This is a genomic window from Arthrobacter ipis (genome assembly GCF_014694315.1).
In the GTDB taxonomy this organism is placed as follows: domain Bacteria; phylum Actinomycetota; class Actinomycetes; order Actinomycetales; family Micrococcaceae; genus Arthrobacter; species Arthrobacter ipis.
On the sequence record NZ_JAAOXD010000009.1, the window covers coordinates 264225 to 283391 of the forward strand.

A 19167-nucleotide genomic window follows, 5' to 3' on the forward strand; every position below is an offset into this window, starting at 1 on the left:
GGCCGTCGTCGTGCTTTGTGGGATTTAGATGTTGAAGCCGAGGGCCCGCATCTGGTCCTTGCCGTCGTCGGTGATCCGCTCCGGACCCCATGGCGGCATCCATACCCAGTTCAGGCGCCAGTCATCCACTACGCCGTCAAGCGCCTTGCCAACCTGCTCCTCGAGCACGTCGGTCAGCGGGCAGGCCGCGGTGGTGAGGGTCATGTCGATCAGCAGGGCGCCGTCGTCCTCCGAGTACTTGAGGCCGTACAGCAGGCCCAAGTCCACGATGTTAACCCCGAGCTCAGGGTCGATGACGTCCTTGAGTGCCTCTTCGACATCCTCCAGCCCGGTGCGGGCTGCGTCGATTTCGGTCATGGCGTGTCCTTACTAGGCCTGGGCTGCGGCGGCAGCCGTGGCTGAACCGGTACCTGCGACGTAGCGGTCGTAGCCTTCTTCTTCCAGGCGGTCGGCGAGTTCCGGGCCGCCCTCTTCCACAACCTGGCCGTTCACGAAGACGTGGACGAAGTCAGGCTTGATGTAGCGCAGAATGCGGGTGTAGTGCGTGATGAGCAGCGTGCCCATGTTGCCGGTGGCGTGCGCACGGTTGACGCCTTCGGAGACGACTTTGAGGGCGTCCACGTCCAGGCCGGAGTCGGTCTCGTCGAGCACGGCGAACTTCGGCTTGAAGAGTTCCAGCTGCAGGATCTCCACGCGCTTCTTCTCACCGCCGGAGAAGCCTTCGTTGACGTTGCGCTGGGCGAAGTCGGCGTCGATGCGCAGCTGCTGCATTGCGTCCTTGACGTCCTTGGTCCAGGTGCGCAGCTTGGGTGCCTCGCCGTCAATGGCGGTCTTGGCGGTCCGCAGGAAGTTGGTCATGGTGACCCCGGGAACCTCAACCGGGTACTGCATGGCGAGGAAGACGCCGGCGCGGGCGCGCTCGTCAACGCTCATGGCCAGCACGTCTTCGCCGTCCAGCGTGATGGTGCCGCCGGTGACGTTGTACCGGGGGTGGCCGGCGATGGTGGAGGCCAGGGTGGACTTGCCGGAGCCGTTGGGGCCCATGATGGCGTGGGTCTCACCGGTGCGGATGGTCAGGCTGACGCCCTTCAGGATCTCCTTGGTGCCCTGCTCGGTGTCGATGCTGACGTGCAGGTCCTTGATCTCAAGAGTAGACATGTGTCTTGTTCTCCTCTGCACCGTGCCGTTCTGTCGGCGGTGCGGTCTTTGGTCTGGAAGTTGTTAAGTTCTGGTACAGGCGCGGCTGGGCTGCGGATCAGCTGAAGTTCGGCGTTTCGGCGCCGTTCAGGACGTTGGTGGTGTCCACGTAGACGCCGTCTCCGTGGATCTCCACCGCGAACACCGGAACGGGGTCGTAGGCCGGCAGCTGCAGGGGTTCGCCGGAGCGCAGGTCGAACTGGGAGCCGTGGCCCCAGCACTCGATGGCGCAGCCTTCCACCTCGCCCTCGGAGAGCGAGATGTCGGCATGCGAGCACGTGTCCCCGATTGCGTGGATTTCCCCCATGGAGTCCTTGACGATCGCGACCGGGTAGTCGTCGATCAGGATCCGCAGGGCCTGCTTGGGCTGGATCTCGTTTGCGTTGCAGACGAGTTCGCCCTTTGGCTGTTCAGTCATCCGTTGTCCTGTGCTGTCGTTTTCCGGCTGGTGGGCCGGGCCTGGTCCGTACGGTCAGTTCTCGTTGGCGGCGAGCTCGCGCTCGACTTCCTCGGTCAGGCGCTCTTCGAGTGCCGGTACCTTGATCTGCTGGAGGATCTCGTTGAGGAAGCCGCGCACGACGAGCCGACGAGCCACGTCTTCGGGAATGCCGCGGGCCATCAGGTAGAACAGGTGCTCGTCGTCGAAACGTCCGGTGGAGCTGGCGTGGCCGGCACCCTCGATGAGGCCCGTCTCGATCTCGAGGTTGGGCACGGAGTCCGCGCGGCAGCCGTCGGTGAGCACCAGGTTCTGGTTCTTCTCGTACGAGTCGGTGCCGAGGGCCTGCTTCTGGATCAGAACGTCGCCCACCCAGACGGTGTGCGCGTTCTTGCCCTGCAGGGCGCCCTTGTAGAGCACGTTGGACTTGCAGTTGGCCACGTTGTGGTCAACGAAGGACCGGTGCTCCAGGTGCTGGCCGGCGTCGGCGAAGTAGAGGCCCAGCAGCTCGGCCTCGGCGCCCTCACCGGAGAAGCGGACGTTGGAGTTCAAGCGCACCACGGAACCGCCGAGGGAGACGGCGATGTGCTTGTAGACGGCGTCTTTGCCAACCTGGGCGTCGTGCTGGCCGAGGTGCCGTGCGTCGTCTTCCCAGAGCTGCACGGAGATCACGGTGAGGTGCGCGCCGTCGCCGACGATCACTTCCAGGTTTCCGTTGTGGTCCGCGGCGCCCGTGTGTTCCACGATGACGACGCTGCGGGAGTTGGCGCCGGCTTCCAGCACGAAGTGAGCGTTGGAGCGGCGGCCTGCGCCCGCGCCGTCGACCAGGATGCGCACCGGCTCGGCCGGTTCGGCGTCGGCCGGGATGACCACGTGCAGGGCCTCGGCGGTGTTGGCGGAGGCGACGACGGCGGCCCGGTCGGCCGGGGTCAGGACGGTTCCGCGCGGGGCCGCTCCCTGTGCCAGGCTGCCGCGGACGTAGCCTTCGGGGGCTTCCACGGTGAACGCGGCCGCGTCGCCGTCCGTCGCTGCGTCGGAGAACAGGTTGGCCAGTCCGCGGACCGGGGTGAAGCGCCATTCCTCTTCACGGCCTGTGGGCAGCGCAAAGTCGGCGACGTCGAAGCTCGTGAGCCGCTCGGCGCGCGAGGACATGACGGTGAGGCCGTGGTTGTGGCTGTGGTCCACCTTGGCGGAGACCAGCCCCTCACCTTCCTCGGTGAAACCTGCGATGGAAGGCGCTCCGATGCGGGCCTTTTCAGTAGTAATTTCGGCAGTCATTAACCGACGGATCCTTCCATCTGGAGTTCAATGAGGCGGTTCAGCTCGAGGGCGTATTCCATCGGCAGCTCACGGGCGATCGGCTCGATGAAGCCGCGCACGATCATGGCCATGGCTTCGTCTTCGCGCATGCCGCGGGACATGAGGTAGAAGAGCTGCTCCTCGGAAACGCGCGAGACGGTTGCCTCGTGGCCCAGCTGCACGTCATCCTCGCGGATGTCGATGTACGGGTAGGTGTCCGAGCGGCTGATGGTGTCCACCAGCAGCGCGTCGCAGCGAACCGTGTTCGCGGAGTGCTTGGCACCCTCGCGGATCTGGACCAGGCCACGGTAGGCCGCGCGTCCGCCGCCGCGGGCAACGGACTTGGAGATGATGGAGCTCTTGGTGTTCGGCGCGATGTGCACCATCTTGGAGCCCGTGTCCTGGTGCTGGCCCTCGCCGGCGAACGCGATGGACAGGGTCTCGCCCTTGGCGTGCTCGCCCGTGAGGTAGACGGCCGGGTACTTCATGGTGACCTTGGAGCCGATGTTTCCATCGATCCACTCCATGGTGGCGCCTTCTTCGCAGATCGCGCGCTTGGTCACGAGGTTGTACACGTTGTTGGACCAGTTCTGGATGGTGGTGTAGCGGACGCGGGCGCCCTTCTTGACCACGATTTCCACAACTGCCGAGTGCAGCGAGTCCGACGTGTAGATCGGAGCGGTGCAGCCCTCGATGTAGTGCACGTACGAGTCCTCGTCGGCGATGATGAGAGTGCGCTCGAACTGACCCATGTTTTCCGTGTTGATGCGGAAGTAGGCCTGCAGCGGAATGTCGACGTGCACGCCCTTGGGCACGTACACGAAGGAACCGCCGGACCACACGGACGTGTTCAGCGAGGCGAACTTGTTGTCACCCACGGGGATGATGGTGCCGAAGTACTCCTGGAAGATCTCCGGGTGCTCGCGCAGCGCGGTGTCCGTGTCCAGGAAGATGACGCCCTGGGCCTCAAGGTCCTCGCGGATCTGGTGGTAGACAACCTCGGACTCGTACTGGGCTGCCACACCGGAGACGAGGCGGCTGCGCTCGGCTTCCGGGATGCCGAGCTTCTCGTACGTGTTGCGGATGTCCTCCGGCAGGTCTTCCCAGGTGGCGGCCTGCTTCTCGGTGGAACGCACGAAGTACTTGATGTTGTCGAAGTCGATGCCGGACAGGTCCGCGCCCCAGGTGGGCATGGGCTTGCGGTCGAAGTACTTCAGACCCTTGAGGCGCAGGTCCAGCATCCATTCCGGCTCGTTCTTCTTGGCCGAGATGTCGCGGACCACGTCCTCGTTAAGGCCGCGGCGGGCGTTAGCGCCGACGTCGTTCTTGTCGGCCCAGCCGTACTCGTAGGTACCGATACCGTGGAGCTCGGGATTCTTTTCGAGAATCTCCGAAATCACAGCAGTCTCAGCAACCGTCTTCTCTGATAGTTGGTCCGTCATCACGGCCTTTCTTGCAGATGGTTGGATACTTCGTCCAGGTTGTCCGTAACGGCTCGGGTGGTTTCCGCCACCGTCGCGGCCGGACGGCCTGTGGGTATGTGGGTGGTGCAGACGTGTCCCCCGCGGGCGAGCGTGGAAAGCCTGCGGACATCGACACCGACGAGGCGCGAAAACATTTCCGTTTCCGCGTCACAGAACACGGGAAACTGGGTGGCCAGCTGCTGGATGGGGCAGTGCCCCTGGCACAGCTGGACGCTGGAGAGCGCCGCGGGAAGCGGGGCCTTGGCTTCAATGGTGGCCGTGGAAGCGACGAAGCCGTCCCGGGACAGGGCGGCGGACAGGGCCTGCGCACGGGCCGTGATGTCCGTTCCGGCGGCTTCCACCTCTGGGGCGTAGCGGCGTTCCATCTCGGCAAAACGCTCGACGGCGAACTGGCGGACGGCTTCGTCCCCTGCCACCGCGCCGAGCTGCTTGAGCGCCAGGGTTGCAATGTTCAGGTAATCGTCGCCCAGTGAGGACTGGCCCTGGGAGCTGAGGACGTAGCGGCGTGCGGGGCGGCCGGCACCGGCGCCTGCGCGGGCCACGCGCTTGACCTCGATCACGCCGGCGCGGGACAGGTGGTCCAGGTGGCGGCGTACGGCGGCCGGTGTGAAACCGAGGAGGTCACCCAGTTCGGCTGCGCTGACCGGCCCGTGCTCCAGGACGGCGCTTAGGACGCGGTCACGCGTGCGCTCGTCGGCGTCGGCCGCTGCCGGCACGGACGCCAGGGCAGCACGTTTTCCACCGCGCAGCGCACCTGTAGGCGCGCCCGGCCCGGCCAATGGCACGGCAGTGGTGTTGGTCATGGAATACACAACACAATCATGTCGTAATTTATTGCGGCGTTCCAGTAAGGCAAGGCTGACCTGCGCCCCTGTGGGGCTGCGCCGGCCCGTCTCGAGGATCGGGGGCGGTACGGCATAGCAGGCGTCTGGGTCCGGCCGTGAAGACTAAGCGTCGAAGTGCGTCCGGACTTTTGGGTCTTGAGTCAGTGACGCGAGCACTGAGGCCGCGACTTCCCGGAGTTTGACGTTGCGGGTGTTGGATGCGATTTTCAGGATTCTCATTGCAGATTCCTGGTTGCAGCGGTTTTGCGCCATGCTTGCCCCGGCGGCCAGGTCGATGACGGTGCGCGATTCAAGCGCGGCAGTGAGATTGTTTTTGGCTTCAGCCAGCTGGCTGATTTTCACCGCCAGCCGAAGAGCTTTGGACGCGTGATAGGCATAGGACTCAGCTTTTTCGATGTCCTCGCCGCTGAACCCGTGAGAGCGGGTAGAATACATGTTCAGGCCCGCTTCCGCCTCCCCGGACAGGACCAACGGTACGGACAGGCTTGAGCCAACCTTCTCCATGAGCGCCGCCGCAGCGTAATCGGGCCAGCGGTGTTCCCTGCTCATGTCCGGCACGTGGATGACAGTCTCTTCACGGATGGCGGTCAGGCATGGCCCGTCGCCGGCGCGGTATTGGGTTTCGTCCAGCCGGACGGCGCCCTTTTCGCTGCTGGCTACGGTCAGTGGCTTTTTTTGGCGCATGAGCGTGATGCTGCAGAAAACAAGAGCAGGATCGGAGAGTGTAGAAGCCGTGAAGTTTGCCAATTCGTCGAGCATAAGCTTTACGTCCTCGGTCTTCAGGACAAGATCCTGCAGGTGGTCTACGAGCAGCTCTGGCTGCAATTGACGTGTTTCCGTGGCCATGACCGGCCTCATTCCTCTTCATGCCCAAACAACAACCCCTTGGCAAGGGGGGACACCGGAGGACTTGCGAAGCCGCATACGCGGCGCTCTTTCGAGTATGCGCGCCCAGAACGGAAATAGATAGCTCGTCCACCCAACGTGTGCCGGCGCCTGCGGCCCGGTTCCCCGGCCGCCGGGCCTGGTGACAGCCAATTGTAATGCCCTCTACTGCGGACGCCAACGTTTGCGCCTTAGCTTAGGGCGGAGCGCGTGGTCGTGGTGATGCTGATGGTTTTGCGTTCGGCGGCGATCATCACTGCGTGGGATGCAGTACATCATCTTCCTCACGGTCGGCCTGATGATAGCCCGCGGCTGGCGAAGGCCGGCAAACGCGCTAGTAACAACCACGCCTAACACGCGCTCTTCCGCCCACGCGCCGGAACCCGCTGATCCTGGCGCGGCACCCCTGACGGGTGCCGTGCCGGGCTGGCCCCACTTCACCCATTCTTTCACCCTGTCGGGCCACCCTGAGGGTGGTCCGGCAGTTCCGCTCAGTACCCCGTGCCCGGTATTGAGCTTGAGGTTGCTGTAGCCGAACGGCGGACAATCGCACCTCGTGGAAAAGAGCCATCATGGTGCATTCACAGCTCGACCAGTTCCTCCAGGAAGCCACCTACCCTGACCAGGATTTCGACTGGGCCCTTGACGGGGACACCTTCTACGGCCTCTACACCAACTCGTTCTATGTGTCCCGCAGGACGCCCAAAATAGAGCACGCCTTCTGGACCGCGATGAGCCTGCGCGGCATCTTGGGGCAGTGCCTGCGCGTGAGGGACCGGCGGCAGCGGACTACATTCTCTCCAGCCACCCAGCAGTGAATTTAATTCCCCACTGTCAGGGCGTTTCCTGGAAGACCCCACGTGCCCTGCCGCGCCCGGGTCGAAACGCGGGCGCGACTTCGGCTAGCGGTACCAGCCCACCGAACGGTCGAAGCTGGCTACGAGGGCTCCCGTCCCTGGTGAGTCGCCTCCGCCGGCCGGAAAGTACATGGCTCCGAACTCTGCGCCCCTGGCTTCGATTTGTGCCTGCGCCCAGACCTTGGCGGCTTCAATGTCCTTCGCCGGGATGCTTTCCCGTGTGGTACCGCCTGCGCTGTGATGGATGTCCAGCTGGTATTCCCCTGGCTGGGAAGCCCCCTCGTGGTGGACTGGGTCGCGTTCATCCCGTCTGCTGATCATCACCTGCGCCGAGGCATGGAGTATCGAGGGGTCTTTGGCGTTGCCCCCATTCTCCTGCTGTTCCATCCGCAGGCGTGAAACCACGCTCTCGACGGTGTCGTCATCGCTGGCCGCGTAGGCCGCAGCGTTGAGATCAGCTTCTGAACCGCCAACGCTTTTCAAGTACTTCATAAATTGCTCGGAGCTGGACTGCTTGGAGTTCATGCACCCTCCCTGAGGGTAATCGCGGCGATTGCCGACCCAGCCCACACTAGACCTATTGGACTGCCTTCTACCGGTATTACCAGGGATACTTTCGCCTCGAGCCGGAACAAAACCTCCGACAAGGGGCACGGCCGTTGTCGGCGGAGCGGATTCATCCGTTTCCTCAAAGTTGGACTGACAATGGAAGGCCCGGCAGCGGTCGACTAGATCACCTCAAACTTGCCCATCCTGCTCTGATCCAGGCGCCCGGATTAGGTTAAGACCGTTAAGGCGCGCATGCTGGGCGATGAGGCACCGGATACTCAGGATACTTAATTCCTGGATTCGTGAACTCAAGCGCCGATCAGTTCGGACGATCGGAACTCTGTCATCCGTTATGCAGCCAGCGGCCCTGATGGAATCTTTTGAGGAGCCCCGCGCAACATCCGGTTCAGTGTCGTCCTTCCCGAATCTCCGTTCATTCAGGTGGCAACCCCAATCTCCGGGCTCATCACTGCCCTCCCTGACTCAGGGTGCTATCCGCTGATGACGTTCCACCTGAGCCGGGCGAAAACTGACTGGCGAGAACGTTGGGGTCCAAAGTCCGATCCATTTCAAACGGCATCGACCCAGCGACCTCGACGGGCCGGCTGATGCTGAACATGCTCGCCATCTTGGCCGAATATGAGCGAGAGCTGATCGTCGAGCGCGTCAATGCCGGCATCGGCCGCCGCCAGTCAGAACGGAACACGATTCGGCGGGCCGGTTACCGCCGCGGAAGTACGCCCTCACCAGTGACAGTACTACTTCACGTAGAATGCTGGGGTGCGATCCCCCAAATCCCCCGTCTTGACCATCGACGGGCTCATCAAGGACGTCGGTCCGCTCCCCACCCTCGATGGCAAGATGCTCAGGGTGGTGAGCGACGTCTCCCTCGTCGCCGGCCGCGGCGAAGTTACGGCCCTGCTCGGAGCGAACGGTGCCGGCAAGACTACCACCATCGAATGCGCCCAGGGGCTCCAAAAGCGCACGGGCGGAACTATTTCGCTGCTCGGCTCGGATCCCGGCACCGCCGGAGCGGAACTGCGCGCCCGCGTCGGCGTCATGCTCCAGGACGGCGGCCTCCCGCCGTCGGCCCGTCCCATCCCCCTGCTCCGGCACATTGCCGGTATGTACCGCAATCCCAGGCCGCTGGACGAGCTGGTGCAGCGGCTGGGCATCGACAGCTTCAGCAGGACCAACGTCCGCCGGCTCTCCGGCGGACAGAAGCAGCGGCTGGCCCTCGCCGCCGCCCTGATCGGCAACCCCGAGGTTCTGTTCCTGGACGAACCCAGCGCCGGACTGGACCCGCAGTCCCGCCAGTTGGTCTTCGAACTGATCTCTGAACTCCGGGACAGCGGGATGGGGATCATTCTCACCACCCACCTCATGGATGACGCGCAGCGGCTGGCCGACTACGTGTACATCATCGACGCCGGCAGGAACGTTGCGGAGGGCACCGTCGCCCAGCTGCTGCAGCACAACATGCCGGAGACGCCGCACAGGGACCATGTCCGGACGCTGCACTTCGAAGCACTGCCGGGGCTGGACTTCACCGGCGTTCTGGCGGCTGAGATACAGATCCGCGAGACGCGTTCTGGCAGCTACACGGCCACCGGCGCGCTGACCCCTGCGGACCTCGCAGCGCTGACCGCGTGGTGGGCACACCACGGCATCATGCCGGGCTCGCTGAGCATGGAGGCCCGGAGCCTCGAAGACGTATTCCTTGACATTTCCGGAAGGGAAATCCGATGACGACAGCCACGGGCAGCGCCCCCGCTCCCCTGCTCCGCCGGATCCTGCTGCAGGGCAAGTACGAGGCCGCGACCATGCTCCGGAACGGCGAGCAGCTGATCCTCGCGGTGGTACTACCCCTTCTTGCCCTGATCGGCCTCACGGTCACCCCGCTGCTCGACGGCATGGGGGACAGCCGGGTCAATATCGCGGTCCCGGGCATCCTGGCGCTGTGTGCCATGTCCACTGCGTTCACCGGGCAGGGCATCGCCACGGGCTTCGACCGGCGGTACGGCGTGCTGCGGTTCCTGTCCACCACGCCGCTGGGACGGGCCGGACTCATCGCCGGAAAGATCCTCGCGGTCCTGGCCGTCCTGGTGATCCAGCTGGTCATCGTCGCCGCTGTCGCCTTCCCGCTCGGGTGGCGCCCCGATCCGCTGGGCGTCCTGCCCGGCCTTTGCCTGCTGGTGCTGGGCGCGGCCGCGTTCACCGCGCTGGGGCTGCTGGTGGCGGGCACTGTCCGGCCCGAAGCCACGTTGGCCATCACCAACCTGCTGTGGATCCTGCTGGGCGCCCTGGGCGGCATCGTCATCCCCATGCAGCGGCTGCCGGAACTCGCCCAGAACACCGTTCACCTGCTGCCCTCCGGGTCACTCGGGGAAGGGCTGCGGGACGCTTTCCTGCACGGCGCCGTCAACGGCAACGCTGTCCTTGTCCTGCTGATGTGGACGGTTCTCGCCGGCGCAGCAGCCATCCGCTGGTTCAAATGGAATTGAGAATAAAGTGAGTACGGCTTCGCGCCTCCCCCAGTTCCTCGGCCGTCTGGCATCCAGGCTTCCGGTCACCGTCGATTCGACCGTCCGCCGCCTTGCCGTGCTGTCCCTGATCGGGCAGACGGTCCTGGTGGTCACCGGCGGCGCCGTCCGGCTAACCGCCTCCGGCCTTGGCTGCCCCACCTGGCCCAGGTGCACGAACAATTCCTTGGTGAATACCCCCGAGATGGGAATCCACGGCTTCATCGAGTTCGGGAACCGGCTCCTGACGTTTGCCCTGGCCGCCGTCGCGGCACTCATGCTCGTCTACTTGTGGAACCTGCGCAAGGAGCGCAAGGACCTGTTCCTGCTGGCCCTGGGCCTGCTGGCGAGCATCCCGGCGCAGGCCGTCATCGGCGGCATCACCGTGCTTACCCAGCTGAACCCCTGGGTGGTTGGCCTGCATTTCCTGGTGTCCATGGCCCTGGTGGTTTTTGCCACGCTGCTGGTCAACCGTGCGTACGGCAGGACGGGAGGGTTCCGCACCCGTCCCCTTACCGCCCTGCCGGGGGTCCTGCGGCCGGTGATGACCGCCGTTGCGCTGTTCTCCGCTATCGCCGTCATGCTGGGCGTCGTGGTGACCGGCGCCGGACCGCACGCGGGTGACGCCAATGCGCCCCGCAACGACCTGGACTGGGACCTCTTCTCGCACATCCATGCCGTGCCCGCCTACCTGGTCACCGCCGGCACGCTGCTCGCCGTGTACATCGTGTTCCGCCGCGGCATCTCCGGCACGTTCCGTATGGCCGTGCTGATGCTCCTCGGCGTCACCGTGCTGCAGGCCGTCATCGGCTTCACGCAGTACTACAACGGCATTCCCGCGCTTCTCGTCGGCGCGCACATGCTGGGTGCGGCCCTGCTCATGAGCGCGGCAACCAACGCCGCCGACATCGCCCGCACCAGCCCCGTCAGGTAAACCTTCCCCCGACGCTTCCTCATATCCTGTCGCTCCATCCCCGACGCTTCCTCACATCGGGCCACCGGCGGCCAACGAGAAAACGCCCCTTCACATGTGCAGTGCAGGCGCGTTTCGTCATTCCGCAGGAGGTGAGGACGCGTTGCAGGAAAAGCCGCAGGAGGTGAGGACGCGTTGCAGGAAAAGCCGCAGGAGGTGAGGACGCGTTGCAGGAAAAGCCGCAGGATCTGAGGAAGCGTTGCAGGAAAACCCGCAGGAGGTGAGGGGGCGTCCTGGAGGGCTGGTTCCTGGGTGGGCTAGCCCATGATCGGCGAGCCGACGAACGGGTCGACGGCCAGCGCGATGAAGAGCAGCGTCAGGTAACTGATAGAGCCATGGAAGACCTTCATGGCGCCCTTGTCGGAGAGGTCCCCGCCCTGCGCCCGGTTGTAGAGGGCGTGAGACTCGTACAGGAACCATGCACCGGCCAGGACGGCAACAGCGGTGTAAACCCAGCCAGCGCTGCCGGCCGGGATCATGAGCAGCGAGCACGCGACCATGGCCCAGGCGTACAGGACCACCTGGACGGACACGACCTTGGCGCCGGCGATGGCGCCGAGCATCGGCACATTCGCGTTGCGGTAGTCCTCGCCGTAGCGCATGGAGAGCGGCCAGTAGTGCGGCGGGGTCCAGAGGAAGATCACCATGAACAGGACGATGGCCGGCCACTCGACCGTGTTGGTCACGGCGGCCCAGGCGATCAGCACGGGGAAACAGCCCGCGGCGCCACCCCAGACGATGTTCTGGGCGGTGCGGCGCTTGAGGATCATCGTGTAGATGACGACGTAGAAGACGATGGCACCGAGTCCGAGCCAGGCGGAGAGCGGGTTTGCGCCGAACCAGAGGATGGCGATGGCAGCGGCGCCCAGCAGCCAGGCAAAGATCAGGGCCTCGCGCGGAGTGACCTCGCCGGTGACCAGGGGGCGCTTCTCGGTGCGGTGCATCAGCTTGTCGATGTCGCGGTCGATGTAGCAGTTGAAAGCGCCGGCGCTGCCGGCGGCGAACGCGCCGCCCACGAGGGTGGCCAGGATGAGGCCGAGGGACGGGAAGCCGCGTTGTGCATAAATCATGGTGGGCAGGGTGCTGACCAGCAGGAGTTCAATAACCCTGGGTTTGGTGAGTGCAAGGTACGCCTTCGCCTTGCGGGCTAGTCCGGCTCTTCCGTGGACCCGGGAAGAGGTCAGCGGCGTATCTGTTGTGCTCACGTGGCAGTCACTCTGTTTCTGTCTGGCTGTTTATCTGATCGGTTCGCCCGGACACGCGGTCCGGACCGATCCCTCATCGGCGGCTGACGGGGCGGACGTGTGTGTTCCAGAACCCGCCCTGCCCGCCGGTGGCCTCCCGATATCATACCGCGGTCCCGCATCGATCGCTGGCATCGGTGTGTGACGGCAAATCACTGAAAATGATTCGTTCGTGCTTGCTTCAATCACATTAACGCAGCCTCACCGCACGGATGATTCACAAAAGAGAAATTGCGTCCAGCTGGTGAGATTTTGGCCGCCCGAAGTGTGGAATCGAGCTAAGCTGTCTGCAGATCAGCGCACACTGGAAGACGGGCAAGAAACCGCATTCCGACCGTCCGGCGACTGAATGAAGATCAACGTTTCAATGGTGAACGGCTGGTAGGCACAAATGCAGCGGGCACCAATTATGCCCTGCCGCTGTGTGTCATTACCGCTTGTCGTTTAACACAGAGAGGGGCCCGGATTCCGTGGCACATGTGAAAGAGCAAGAACTGACTTGGACCGACCTTGACCAGCGTGCCGTTGACACCGTGCGTGTCCTGGCCGCCGACGCCGTGGAGAAGGTGGGCAACGGCCACCCCGGCACCGCGATGAGCCTGGCGCCGGCCGCTTACCTCCTGTTCCAGAAGCTGATGCGGCACGACCCGAAGAACCCGGACTGGATCGGCCGCGACCGTTTTGTTCTCTCCCCCGGCCACACGTCCCTGACGCTGTACATCCAGCTGTTCCTCTCCGGCTACGGCCTGGAACTGAAGGACCTCGAAGCACTGCGCACGTGGGGCTCCCTCACCCCGGGCCACCCGGAGTACAAGCACACCGCCGGCGTGGAGATCACCACCGGCCCGCTGGGGCAAGGCCTGGCCTCCTCCGTGGGCTTTGCGTACTCCCAGCGCCGCCAGCGCGGCCTGTTCGACGCCGACGCCGCCCCCGGCACCAGCCCCTTCGACCACACCATCTGGGTCATCGCTTCCGACGGCGACCTCCAGGAAGGTGTGACCTCAGAGGCTTCCTCCCTCGCCGGCCACCAGGAGCTCGGCAACCTCGTGGTCATCTACGACGAGAACCACATCTCCATTGAAGACGACACCGACATCGCCTTCACCGAGGACGTCCTGAAGCGATACGAGGCTTACGGCTGGCACACCCAGCGCGTTGACTGGACCAAGACCGGCGACTACAAGGAAGACGTCCAGGAGCTGTACTCGGCGCTTCAGGCGGCCAAGGCGGAAACCTCCAAGCCGTCCATCATCTCGCTGCGCACCATCATCGGCTACCCGGCCCCGAAGAAGCAGAACACCGGCAAGATTCACGGCTCCGCCCTGGGTTCGGAAGAAGTGGCTGCACTGAAGAACGTCCTCGGCTTCGACCCCGAGAAGTCCTTCGAGGTAGACGAGGACGTGCTGGCCCACGCCCGCGCCGTCGTCGACCGCGGCGCCCATGCACGCAAGGAATGGGAAGAGTCCTTCTCCGCCTGGCAGTCCGCCAACCCGGAAGGCGCTGCCCTGCTGGAGCGCGTTGAAGCCCGCAAGCTGCCCACCGAGCTCGACGGCGTTCTCCCGGTCTTCCCGGCCGGCAAGGACGTCTCCACCCGTGCAGCGTCCGGCAAGGTCCTGAACGCCATCGGCCCCGTCATGCCGGAACTCTGGGGCGGCTCGGCCGACCTCGCCGAGTCCAACAACACCACGATCGAGGGCTCGCCGTCGTTCGTTCCCGCGGGCAAGCAGACCAACGCCTGGTCCGGCAACCCCTACGGCCGGGTCCTGCACTTCGGTATCCGTGAGCACGCGGCAGCGTCGATCGTGAACGGCATCAGCCTGCACGGCAAGACCCGCGCGTTCTCCGGCACGTTCCTGATTTTCAGCGACTACCAGCGTCCGGCCATCCGCCTCGGTGCCCTCATGGGCGTGCCGTCTCTGTACGTCTGGACCCACGACTCCATCGGCCTCGGCGAGGACGGCCCGACGCACCAGCCGGTTGAGCAGCTCGCTTCGCTGCGCGCCATCCCGGGCCTCGACGTCGTCCGTCCGGGCGATGCAAACGAAGTTGCGGCAGCGTGGAAGACCATGCTGGAGAACCACGATAACCCGGCCGGCATCGTCCTGACCCGCCAGAACATCCCCACTTACGAGCGTGGCGAGGGCGCGGCCGAGGGTGACACCTTCGGCTCGACCGCTGGCGTCGCCAAGGGCGGTTACGTCCTGGCCGAGGCGTCCAAAGACGGCAAGACCGTGGACGCGCAGGTCATCCTGATCGGCACCGGCTCGGAAGTCCAGCTGGCCGTCCAGGCCCGCGAAGCGCTGCAGGCCGAAGGCATCGCCGCCCGCGTGGTGTCCATGCCGTGCGTCGAGTGGTTCAACAAGCAGGACGCCGCCTACCGCGAGGCAGTCCTGCCCGCAGCGGTCAAGGCCCGCGTTTCGGTTGAAGCCGGCCTGTCCCAGGGCTGGCGCGAGTTCGTCGGCGACGCCGGCCGCTCCATCAGCCTCGAGCACTACGGCGCATCCGCCGACTACAAGCGCCTGTTCCAGGAATTTGGCATCACGGCAGAAGCTGTTGCCGCCGCCGCCAAGGATTCCCTCGCCGGACTCCAGTCCTGACAGCACCCCACAAGTTCAAGGAGATTAGAAATGACTAGCACTCCCACCCAGCAGCTTTCCGACGCCGGCGTTTCCATCTGGCTCGATGACCTCTCCCGGGGCCGTCTGAAGACCGGAACGCTGCAGAAGCTGATCGACGAGAAGAACGTTGTCGGTGTCACCACGAACCCCAGCATCTTCCACGCAGCCATCACCGCCGGCACGGACTACGACGCCACCATCGCGGCCCAGGCCGCTGCCGGCGCCTCCATCGAAGAGACCATCTTCGAAATCACGACGACGGATGTCGCCGACGCCTGCGACCTCTTCGCCCCGATCGCCGCGGCAACCAAGGGTGTGGACGGCCGCGTCTCCATCGAGGTGGACCCCCGCCTCGCCTGGGACACCGCCGGCACCATCGCCGAAGCGAAGCACCTTTACAAGAAGGTCAACCGCGACAACGTCCACATCAAGATCCCGGCCACCCTTGAGGGCCTGGAGGCCATCACGGCAACCCTGGCCGAGGGCATCAGCGTCAACGTGACCCTGATCTTCTCGCTGGAGCGCTACCGCGCCGTCATCAACGCCTTCCAGAGCGGTCTGGAGCAGGCCAAGGACAACGGCCACGACCTGTCCAAGATCCACTCCGTCGCGTCCTTCTTCGTCTCCCGCGTGGACACGGAAATCGACAAGCGCCTGGACGCGATCGGCACCGAGGAAGCCAAGGCCCTCAAGGGCAAGGCCGGCGTCGCCAACGCACGCCTCGCCTACCAGGTCTACGAAGAGCTCTTCTCCACCGAACGCTGGGCCGTGCTGGCCGAGGCCGGCGCCCTGCCGCAGCGTCCGCTGTGGGCTTCCACCGGCGTGAAGGACCCGGCTTACCCCGATACCCTCTACGTCACCGAGCTCGTTGCTCCGAACGTCGTGAACACCATGCCGGAGAAGACCCTGGACGCCACGTTCGACCACGGCGTGGTCACGGGCGACACCGTCACCAACGGCTACGATGAAGCGAACGCCACCCTCAACGCCCTTGATGCCCTCGGTGTGTCCTACAACGAGGTCGTTGCCCTGCTGGAATCCGAAGGCCTGGACAAGTTTGTTGCCAGCTGGAAGGAACTCCTGGCAGACGTCGAAGGCGCCCTCGCCACCGCACGGAAGGCCTCCTAACCCAACATGAGCACACTCAGCTACGACGCCACCGGTTCCGCCCGGAAGGCTCTTGAGCAGCACCTGCCCGCCCTCGTGGAAGACCGCGTTGCCACCCGGATCTTCGCCAAGGACCACACCCTGTGGGGTCCTGATGCGGAAGCCGAGTCGGCAATCCGCCTCGGCTGGGTCGAGGCGGCCACCGTCTCCCGGCCCCTGGTGGACGGCATCCTGGAACTCCGCGATGCCCTGAAAGCGGAGGGTGTTACCCGCATTGCCCTCTGCGGCATGGGCGGCTCCTCGCTTGCTCCTGAGGTCATCGCCGGCACCGCTGGCGTCGAGCTGACTGTGCTGGACAGCACCGACCCCGAACAGGTCGGTGCTGCCCTCGCGGACCGCCTCGCGGAAACCGCGATCGTGGTTTCCTCGAAATCCGGTTCGACCCTGGAAACGGATTCGCAGCGGCGGATCTTCGAACACGCCTTCACAGAGGCCGGTCTCGATGCAAAGAGCCGGATCATCGTGGTCACGGATCCCGGGTCCCCGCTGGACAAGGCCTCACGCGAGGCCGGCTACCGCGCGGTCTTCAACGCGGACCCGAACGTGGGCGGCCGCTACTCTGCGCTGACGGCCTTCGGGCTCGTCCCGTCCGGCCTGGCCGGCGTGGACATTGCGGCCCTGCTGGACGAGGCTGAAGAAGCCGCGGAGATCCTGAACGAGGACGCTCCCGAGAACATCGGGCTGGTCCTCGGCGCCGCGCTGGGCGGCACCAACCCGCTGCGCGACAAAATCGTCATCGCGGAGGACGGCTCCGGCATCGTGGGATTCGCTGACTGGGCCGAACAGCTCATCGCTGAATCCACGGGCAAGCTCGGCACCGGCGTCCTGCCGGTTGTCGCCGGCCCGGATGCCCCGGAAGTCACTTCCGGCGCTGAAGACGTCCTGGTAGTCCGCCTGGTCAGCACGGATGCCGACGTCGAACTCGGCGAGAACGAAGTTGCCATTGCCGGCGGTCTGGCCTCGCAGATGATGGTGTGGGAGTTCGCCACTGCTGTGGCCGGGCGTCTCCTGGGCATCAACCCGTTTGACCAGCCCGACGTCGAAGCCGCCAAGGTGGCCGCCCGTGGTCTGCTGGACGCCCAGCCGGAACCGACGCCGGCCAACTTCACCGACGGCGCCATCGAGGTGCGCGGCGGAGAATGGCTCGGCGACGCCGCCTCAGCAACCGACGCGGTCTCCGCGTTGCTGGCACAGCTGGGCAGCGACGGGTACCTGAGCGTCCAGGCTTACTTCGACCGTCTGGCCTACGCACAGCTCGAGGGAGTCCGGGACGAACTCGCCGCCGTGAGCGGTCGGCCTGTCACCTTCGGCTGGGGCCCCCGCTTCCTGCACTCCACCGGCCAGTTCCACAAGGGCGGCCCCGCGATCGGTGTCTTCCTGCAGGTCACGGCGGCGTCCGCCCAGGACCTCGCCATTCCCGAGCGTCCGTTCACGTTCGGTGAGCTGATCACGGCCCAGGCTGCCGGCGACGCCCAGGTGCTGAGCGAACACGGCCGGCCCGTCCTGCGCCTGCACCTCACCGACCGCGCTGCGGGCGTCGCCCAGCTGCAGGAGATCGTTTCTTCGCTTGCCGGCAAGGCAGCATCCGCCACTGAGAGCTAAGGCCCTGAATTAACCATGCCAGATACTTTGAACGGCAGACGGTCAGCGGGCCGGTCCGGGAATCCTTTGCGGGATCCGCGGGACCGGCGGTTGAACCGGATTGCCGGGCCGTCCTCGTTGGTGCTCTTCGGAGTTACCGGGGATTTGGCCCGTAAGAAGCTCATGCCTGCCGTGTATGACCTTGCCAACCGTGGGTTGTTGCCGCCGAGTTTCGCTTTGGTGGGTTTCGGCCGGCGGGACTGGGACAACGAGGATTTCGCCGCGGAGGTGAAGGACGCGGTGAAGGCGTATGCCCGGACGCCGTTTGATGAGGCGGTCTGGAACCAGCTGTCGGAGGGTATCCGGTTCGTGCGGGGCGCGTTCGACGACGACGCGGCGTTTGAGCGGCTCGGGGAGACGATCGGGGAGCTCGACGGGAACCGCGGGACCCGCGGGAACCACGCGTTCTACCTCTCGATCCCGCCGAAGGCCTTCGAGCAGGTCTGCCGGCAGCTGTCCAAGCACGGCCTGGCGCAGGCCGGGGGTGAGAAGTGGCGGCGGGTGGTGATCGAGAAGCCGTTCGGGCATGACCTGGCCTCTGCCCGGCAGCTGAACGACATTGTGGAGTCGGTGTTCCCGGCCGATGCGGTGTTCCGGATTGATCATTACCTGGGCAAGGAGACGGTGCAGAATATCCTGGCGCTGCGGTTCGCGAACCAGTTGTTCGAGCCGTTGTGGAACGCGAACTACGTGGACCATGTGCAGATCACCATGGCCGAGGACATCGGTACCGGCGGCCGGGCCGGGTATTACGACGGTGTGGGCGCGGCCCGGGACGTGATCCAGAACCACCTGCTGCAGCTGCTGGCGCTGACGGCGATGGAGGAGCCGATCTCCTTCAACGCGGACGATCTGCGGGCGGAGAAGGAAAAGGTCCTCGCCGCGGTGCGTTTGCCGGAGGACCTGTCCACGCATTCGGCCCGCGGCCAGTTCGCCGGCGGCTGGCAGGGCGGGGAGCAGGTCCAGGGGTATCTGGAGGAGGAGGGCATCCCGGCGGACTCCAAAACCGAAACGTATGCCGCGATCCGGGTGGACATCAACACCCGGAGGTGGGCCGGGGTGCCGTTCTACCTGCGCGCCGGCAAACGGCTGGGGAGGCGGGTCACGGAGATCGCGGTGGTGTTCAAGCGGGCACCGAACCTGCTCTTCCGTGACCACGGGGACGATGATTTCGGGCAGAACGCGGTGGTGATCCGGGTCCAGCCCGATGAGGGCGCCACGATCCGGTTCGGGTCCAAGGTCCCCGGCACCCAGATGGAGGTCCGGGATGTGACGATGGACTTCGGTTACGGGCATTCGTTTACCGAGTCCAGCCCCGAGGCCTACGAGCGGCTGATCCTGGATGTGCTCCTGGGTGAGCCGCCGTTGTTCCCGCGGCACGAGGAAGTGGAGCTGTCCTGGAAGATCCTGGACCCCTTCGAAGAGTACTGGGCCGGTTTGGGTGAACAGC

The 19167-nt window shown here is 65.1% G+C and carries 17 protein-coding genes and 1 pseudogene; 9 read left to right on the top strand and 9 right to left on the bottom strand.

Annotation, left to right across the window (positions count from 1 at the left end):
- Positions 1-24: 24 nt before the first annotated feature.
- The 7 genes from G9E11_RS19940 to G9E11_RS19970 form a co-directional block, all read right to left on the bottom strand.
- Positions 25-357, bottom strand: a complete 333-nt coding sequence (locus tag G9E11_RS19940) for a metal-sulfur cluster assembly factor (RefSeq protein ID WP_102973549.1) — start codon at positions 355-357, stop codon at positions 25-27.
- A gap of 12 nt (positions 358-369) precedes the next feature.
- Positions 370-1158 (bottom strand): Fe-S cluster assembly ATPase SufC, encoded by a 789-nt coding sequence (gene sufC / locus G9E11_RS19945; RefSeq protein WP_190609057.1) that lies wholly within the window; start codon positions 1156-1158, stop codon positions 370-372.
- 97 nt (positions 1159-1255) lie between these two features.
- The gene (locus G9E11_RS19950; protein WP_190609058.1) at positions 1256-1615 is read right to left on the bottom strand and encodes a non-heme iron oxygenase ferredoxin subunit; all 360 of its coding nucleotides are present in this window, start codon (positions 1613-1615) and stop codon (positions 1256-1258) included.
- Positions 1616-1669: 54 nt separating this feature from the next.
- On the bottom strand, positions 1670-2911 hold the full coding sequence (gene sufD, locus G9E11_RS19955) for a Fe-S cluster assembly protein SufD (protein WP_190609059.1): 1242 nt from the start codon (positions 2909-2911) through the stop codon (positions 1670-1672).
- Entirely contained in the window at positions 2911-4374 is a 1464-nt protein-coding gene (gene sufB, locus G9E11_RS19960; RefSeq protein WP_190609060.1) for a Fe-S cluster assembly protein SufB, read from the bottom strand. Before sufB ends, sufD begins: the two co-directional genes overlap by 1 nt.
- Positions 4374-5228 carry a helix-turn-helix transcriptional regulator gene (locus tag G9E11_RS19965; RefSeq protein ID WP_190609061.1) on the bottom strand — a complete coding sequence of 285 codons (855 nt, stop codon included), beginning with the start codon at positions 5226-5228 and terminating at the stop codon, positions 4374-4376. Before G9E11_RS19965 ends, sufB begins: the two co-directional genes overlap by 1 nt.
- A 135-nt stretch (positions 5229-5363) precedes the next feature.
- Positions 5364-6107, bottom strand: coding sequence for a GAF and ANTAR domain-containing protein (locus tag G9E11_RS19970; RefSeq protein ID WP_190609062.1), 744 nt, complete (start codon positions 6105-6107; stop codon positions 5364-5366).
- 611 nt (positions 6108-6718) lie between these two features.
- Between G9E11_RS19970 and G9E11_RS19975 the strand changes: the two genes are divergently transcribed.
- Positions 6719-6964, top strand: coding sequence for a hypothetical protein (locus tag G9E11_RS19975; protein ID WP_190609063.1), 246 nt, complete (start codon positions 6719-6721; stop codon positions 6962-6964).
- Between the two features lie 84 nt (positions 6965-7048).
- Here the strand turns inward: G9E11_RS19975 and G9E11_RS19980 are convergent, their stop codons facing one another.
- On the bottom strand, positions 7049-7528 hold the full coding sequence (locus G9E11_RS19980) for a hypothetical protein (RefSeq protein WP_190609064.1): 480 nt from the start codon (positions 7526-7528) through the stop codon (positions 7049-7051).
- Between the two features lie 572 nt (positions 7529-8100).
- Here G9E11_RS19980 and G9E11_RS19985 point away from each other — a divergent pair.
- The 4 genes and pseudogenes from G9E11_RS19985 to G9E11_RS20000 all read left to right on the top strand — a co-directional run.
- Positions 8101-8278, top strand: a pseudogene (locus tag G9E11_RS19985) (recombinase family protein); the annotation flags it as partial.
- A gap of 54 nt (positions 8279-8332) precedes the next feature.
- Positions 8333-9301: an ABC transporter ATP-binding protein gene (locus G9E11_RS19990; protein ID WP_190609065.1), complete on the top strand. Its 969-nt coding sequence runs from the start codon at positions 8333-8335 to the stop codon at positions 9299-9301.
- A complete protein-coding gene (locus G9E11_RS19995; RefSeq protein ID WP_190609066.1) occupies positions 9298-10056 on the top strand; it encodes an ABC transporter permease in 759 nt (252 codons plus the stop codon). The genes G9E11_RS19990 and G9E11_RS19995 overlap by 4 nt, the downstream gene beginning before the upstream one ends.
- A gap of 7 nt (positions 10057-10063) precedes the next feature.
- Positions 10064-11008: a COX15/CtaA family protein gene (locus tag G9E11_RS20000; RefSeq protein WP_190609067.1), complete on the top strand. Its 945-nt coding sequence runs from the start codon at positions 10064-10066 to the stop codon at positions 11006-11008.
- Between the two features lie 296 nt (positions 11009-11304).
- Here G9E11_RS20000 and G9E11_RS20005 read toward each other — a convergent pair whose 3' ends face one another.
- Positions 11305-12252: a heme o synthase gene (locus tag G9E11_RS20005; RefSeq protein WP_190609068.1), complete on the bottom strand. Its 948-nt coding sequence runs from the start codon at positions 12250-12252 to the stop codon at positions 11305-11307.
- A 518-nt stretch (positions 12253-12770) separates the two neighbouring features.
- Between G9E11_RS20005 and tkt the strand changes: the two genes are divergently transcribed.
- The 4 genes from tkt to zwf all read left to right on the top strand — a co-directional run.
- Complete coding sequence (tkt, locus tag G9E11_RS20010) at positions 12771-14888, top strand: transketolase (protein WP_190609069.1); 2118 nt, start codon at positions 12771-12773, stop codon at positions 14886-14888.
- Between the two features lie 30 nt (positions 14889-14918).
- Complete coding sequence (tal, locus tag G9E11_RS20015) at positions 14919-16037, top strand: transaldolase (RefSeq protein ID WP_190609070.1); 1119 nt, start codon at positions 14919-14921, stop codon at positions 16035-16037.
- A gap of 6 nt (positions 16038-16043) precedes the next feature.
- Positions 16044-17678: a glucose-6-phosphate isomerase gene (locus G9E11_RS20020; protein ID WP_190609071.1), complete on the top strand. Its 1635-nt coding sequence runs from the start codon at positions 16044-16046 to the stop codon at positions 17676-17678.
- Between the two features lie 15 nt (positions 17679-17693).
- The coding region (gene zwf, locus G9E11_RS20025) for a glucose-6-phosphate dehydrogenase (RefSeq protein WP_190609210.1) at positions 17694-19167 on the top strand (1474 nt) is incomplete at its 3' end.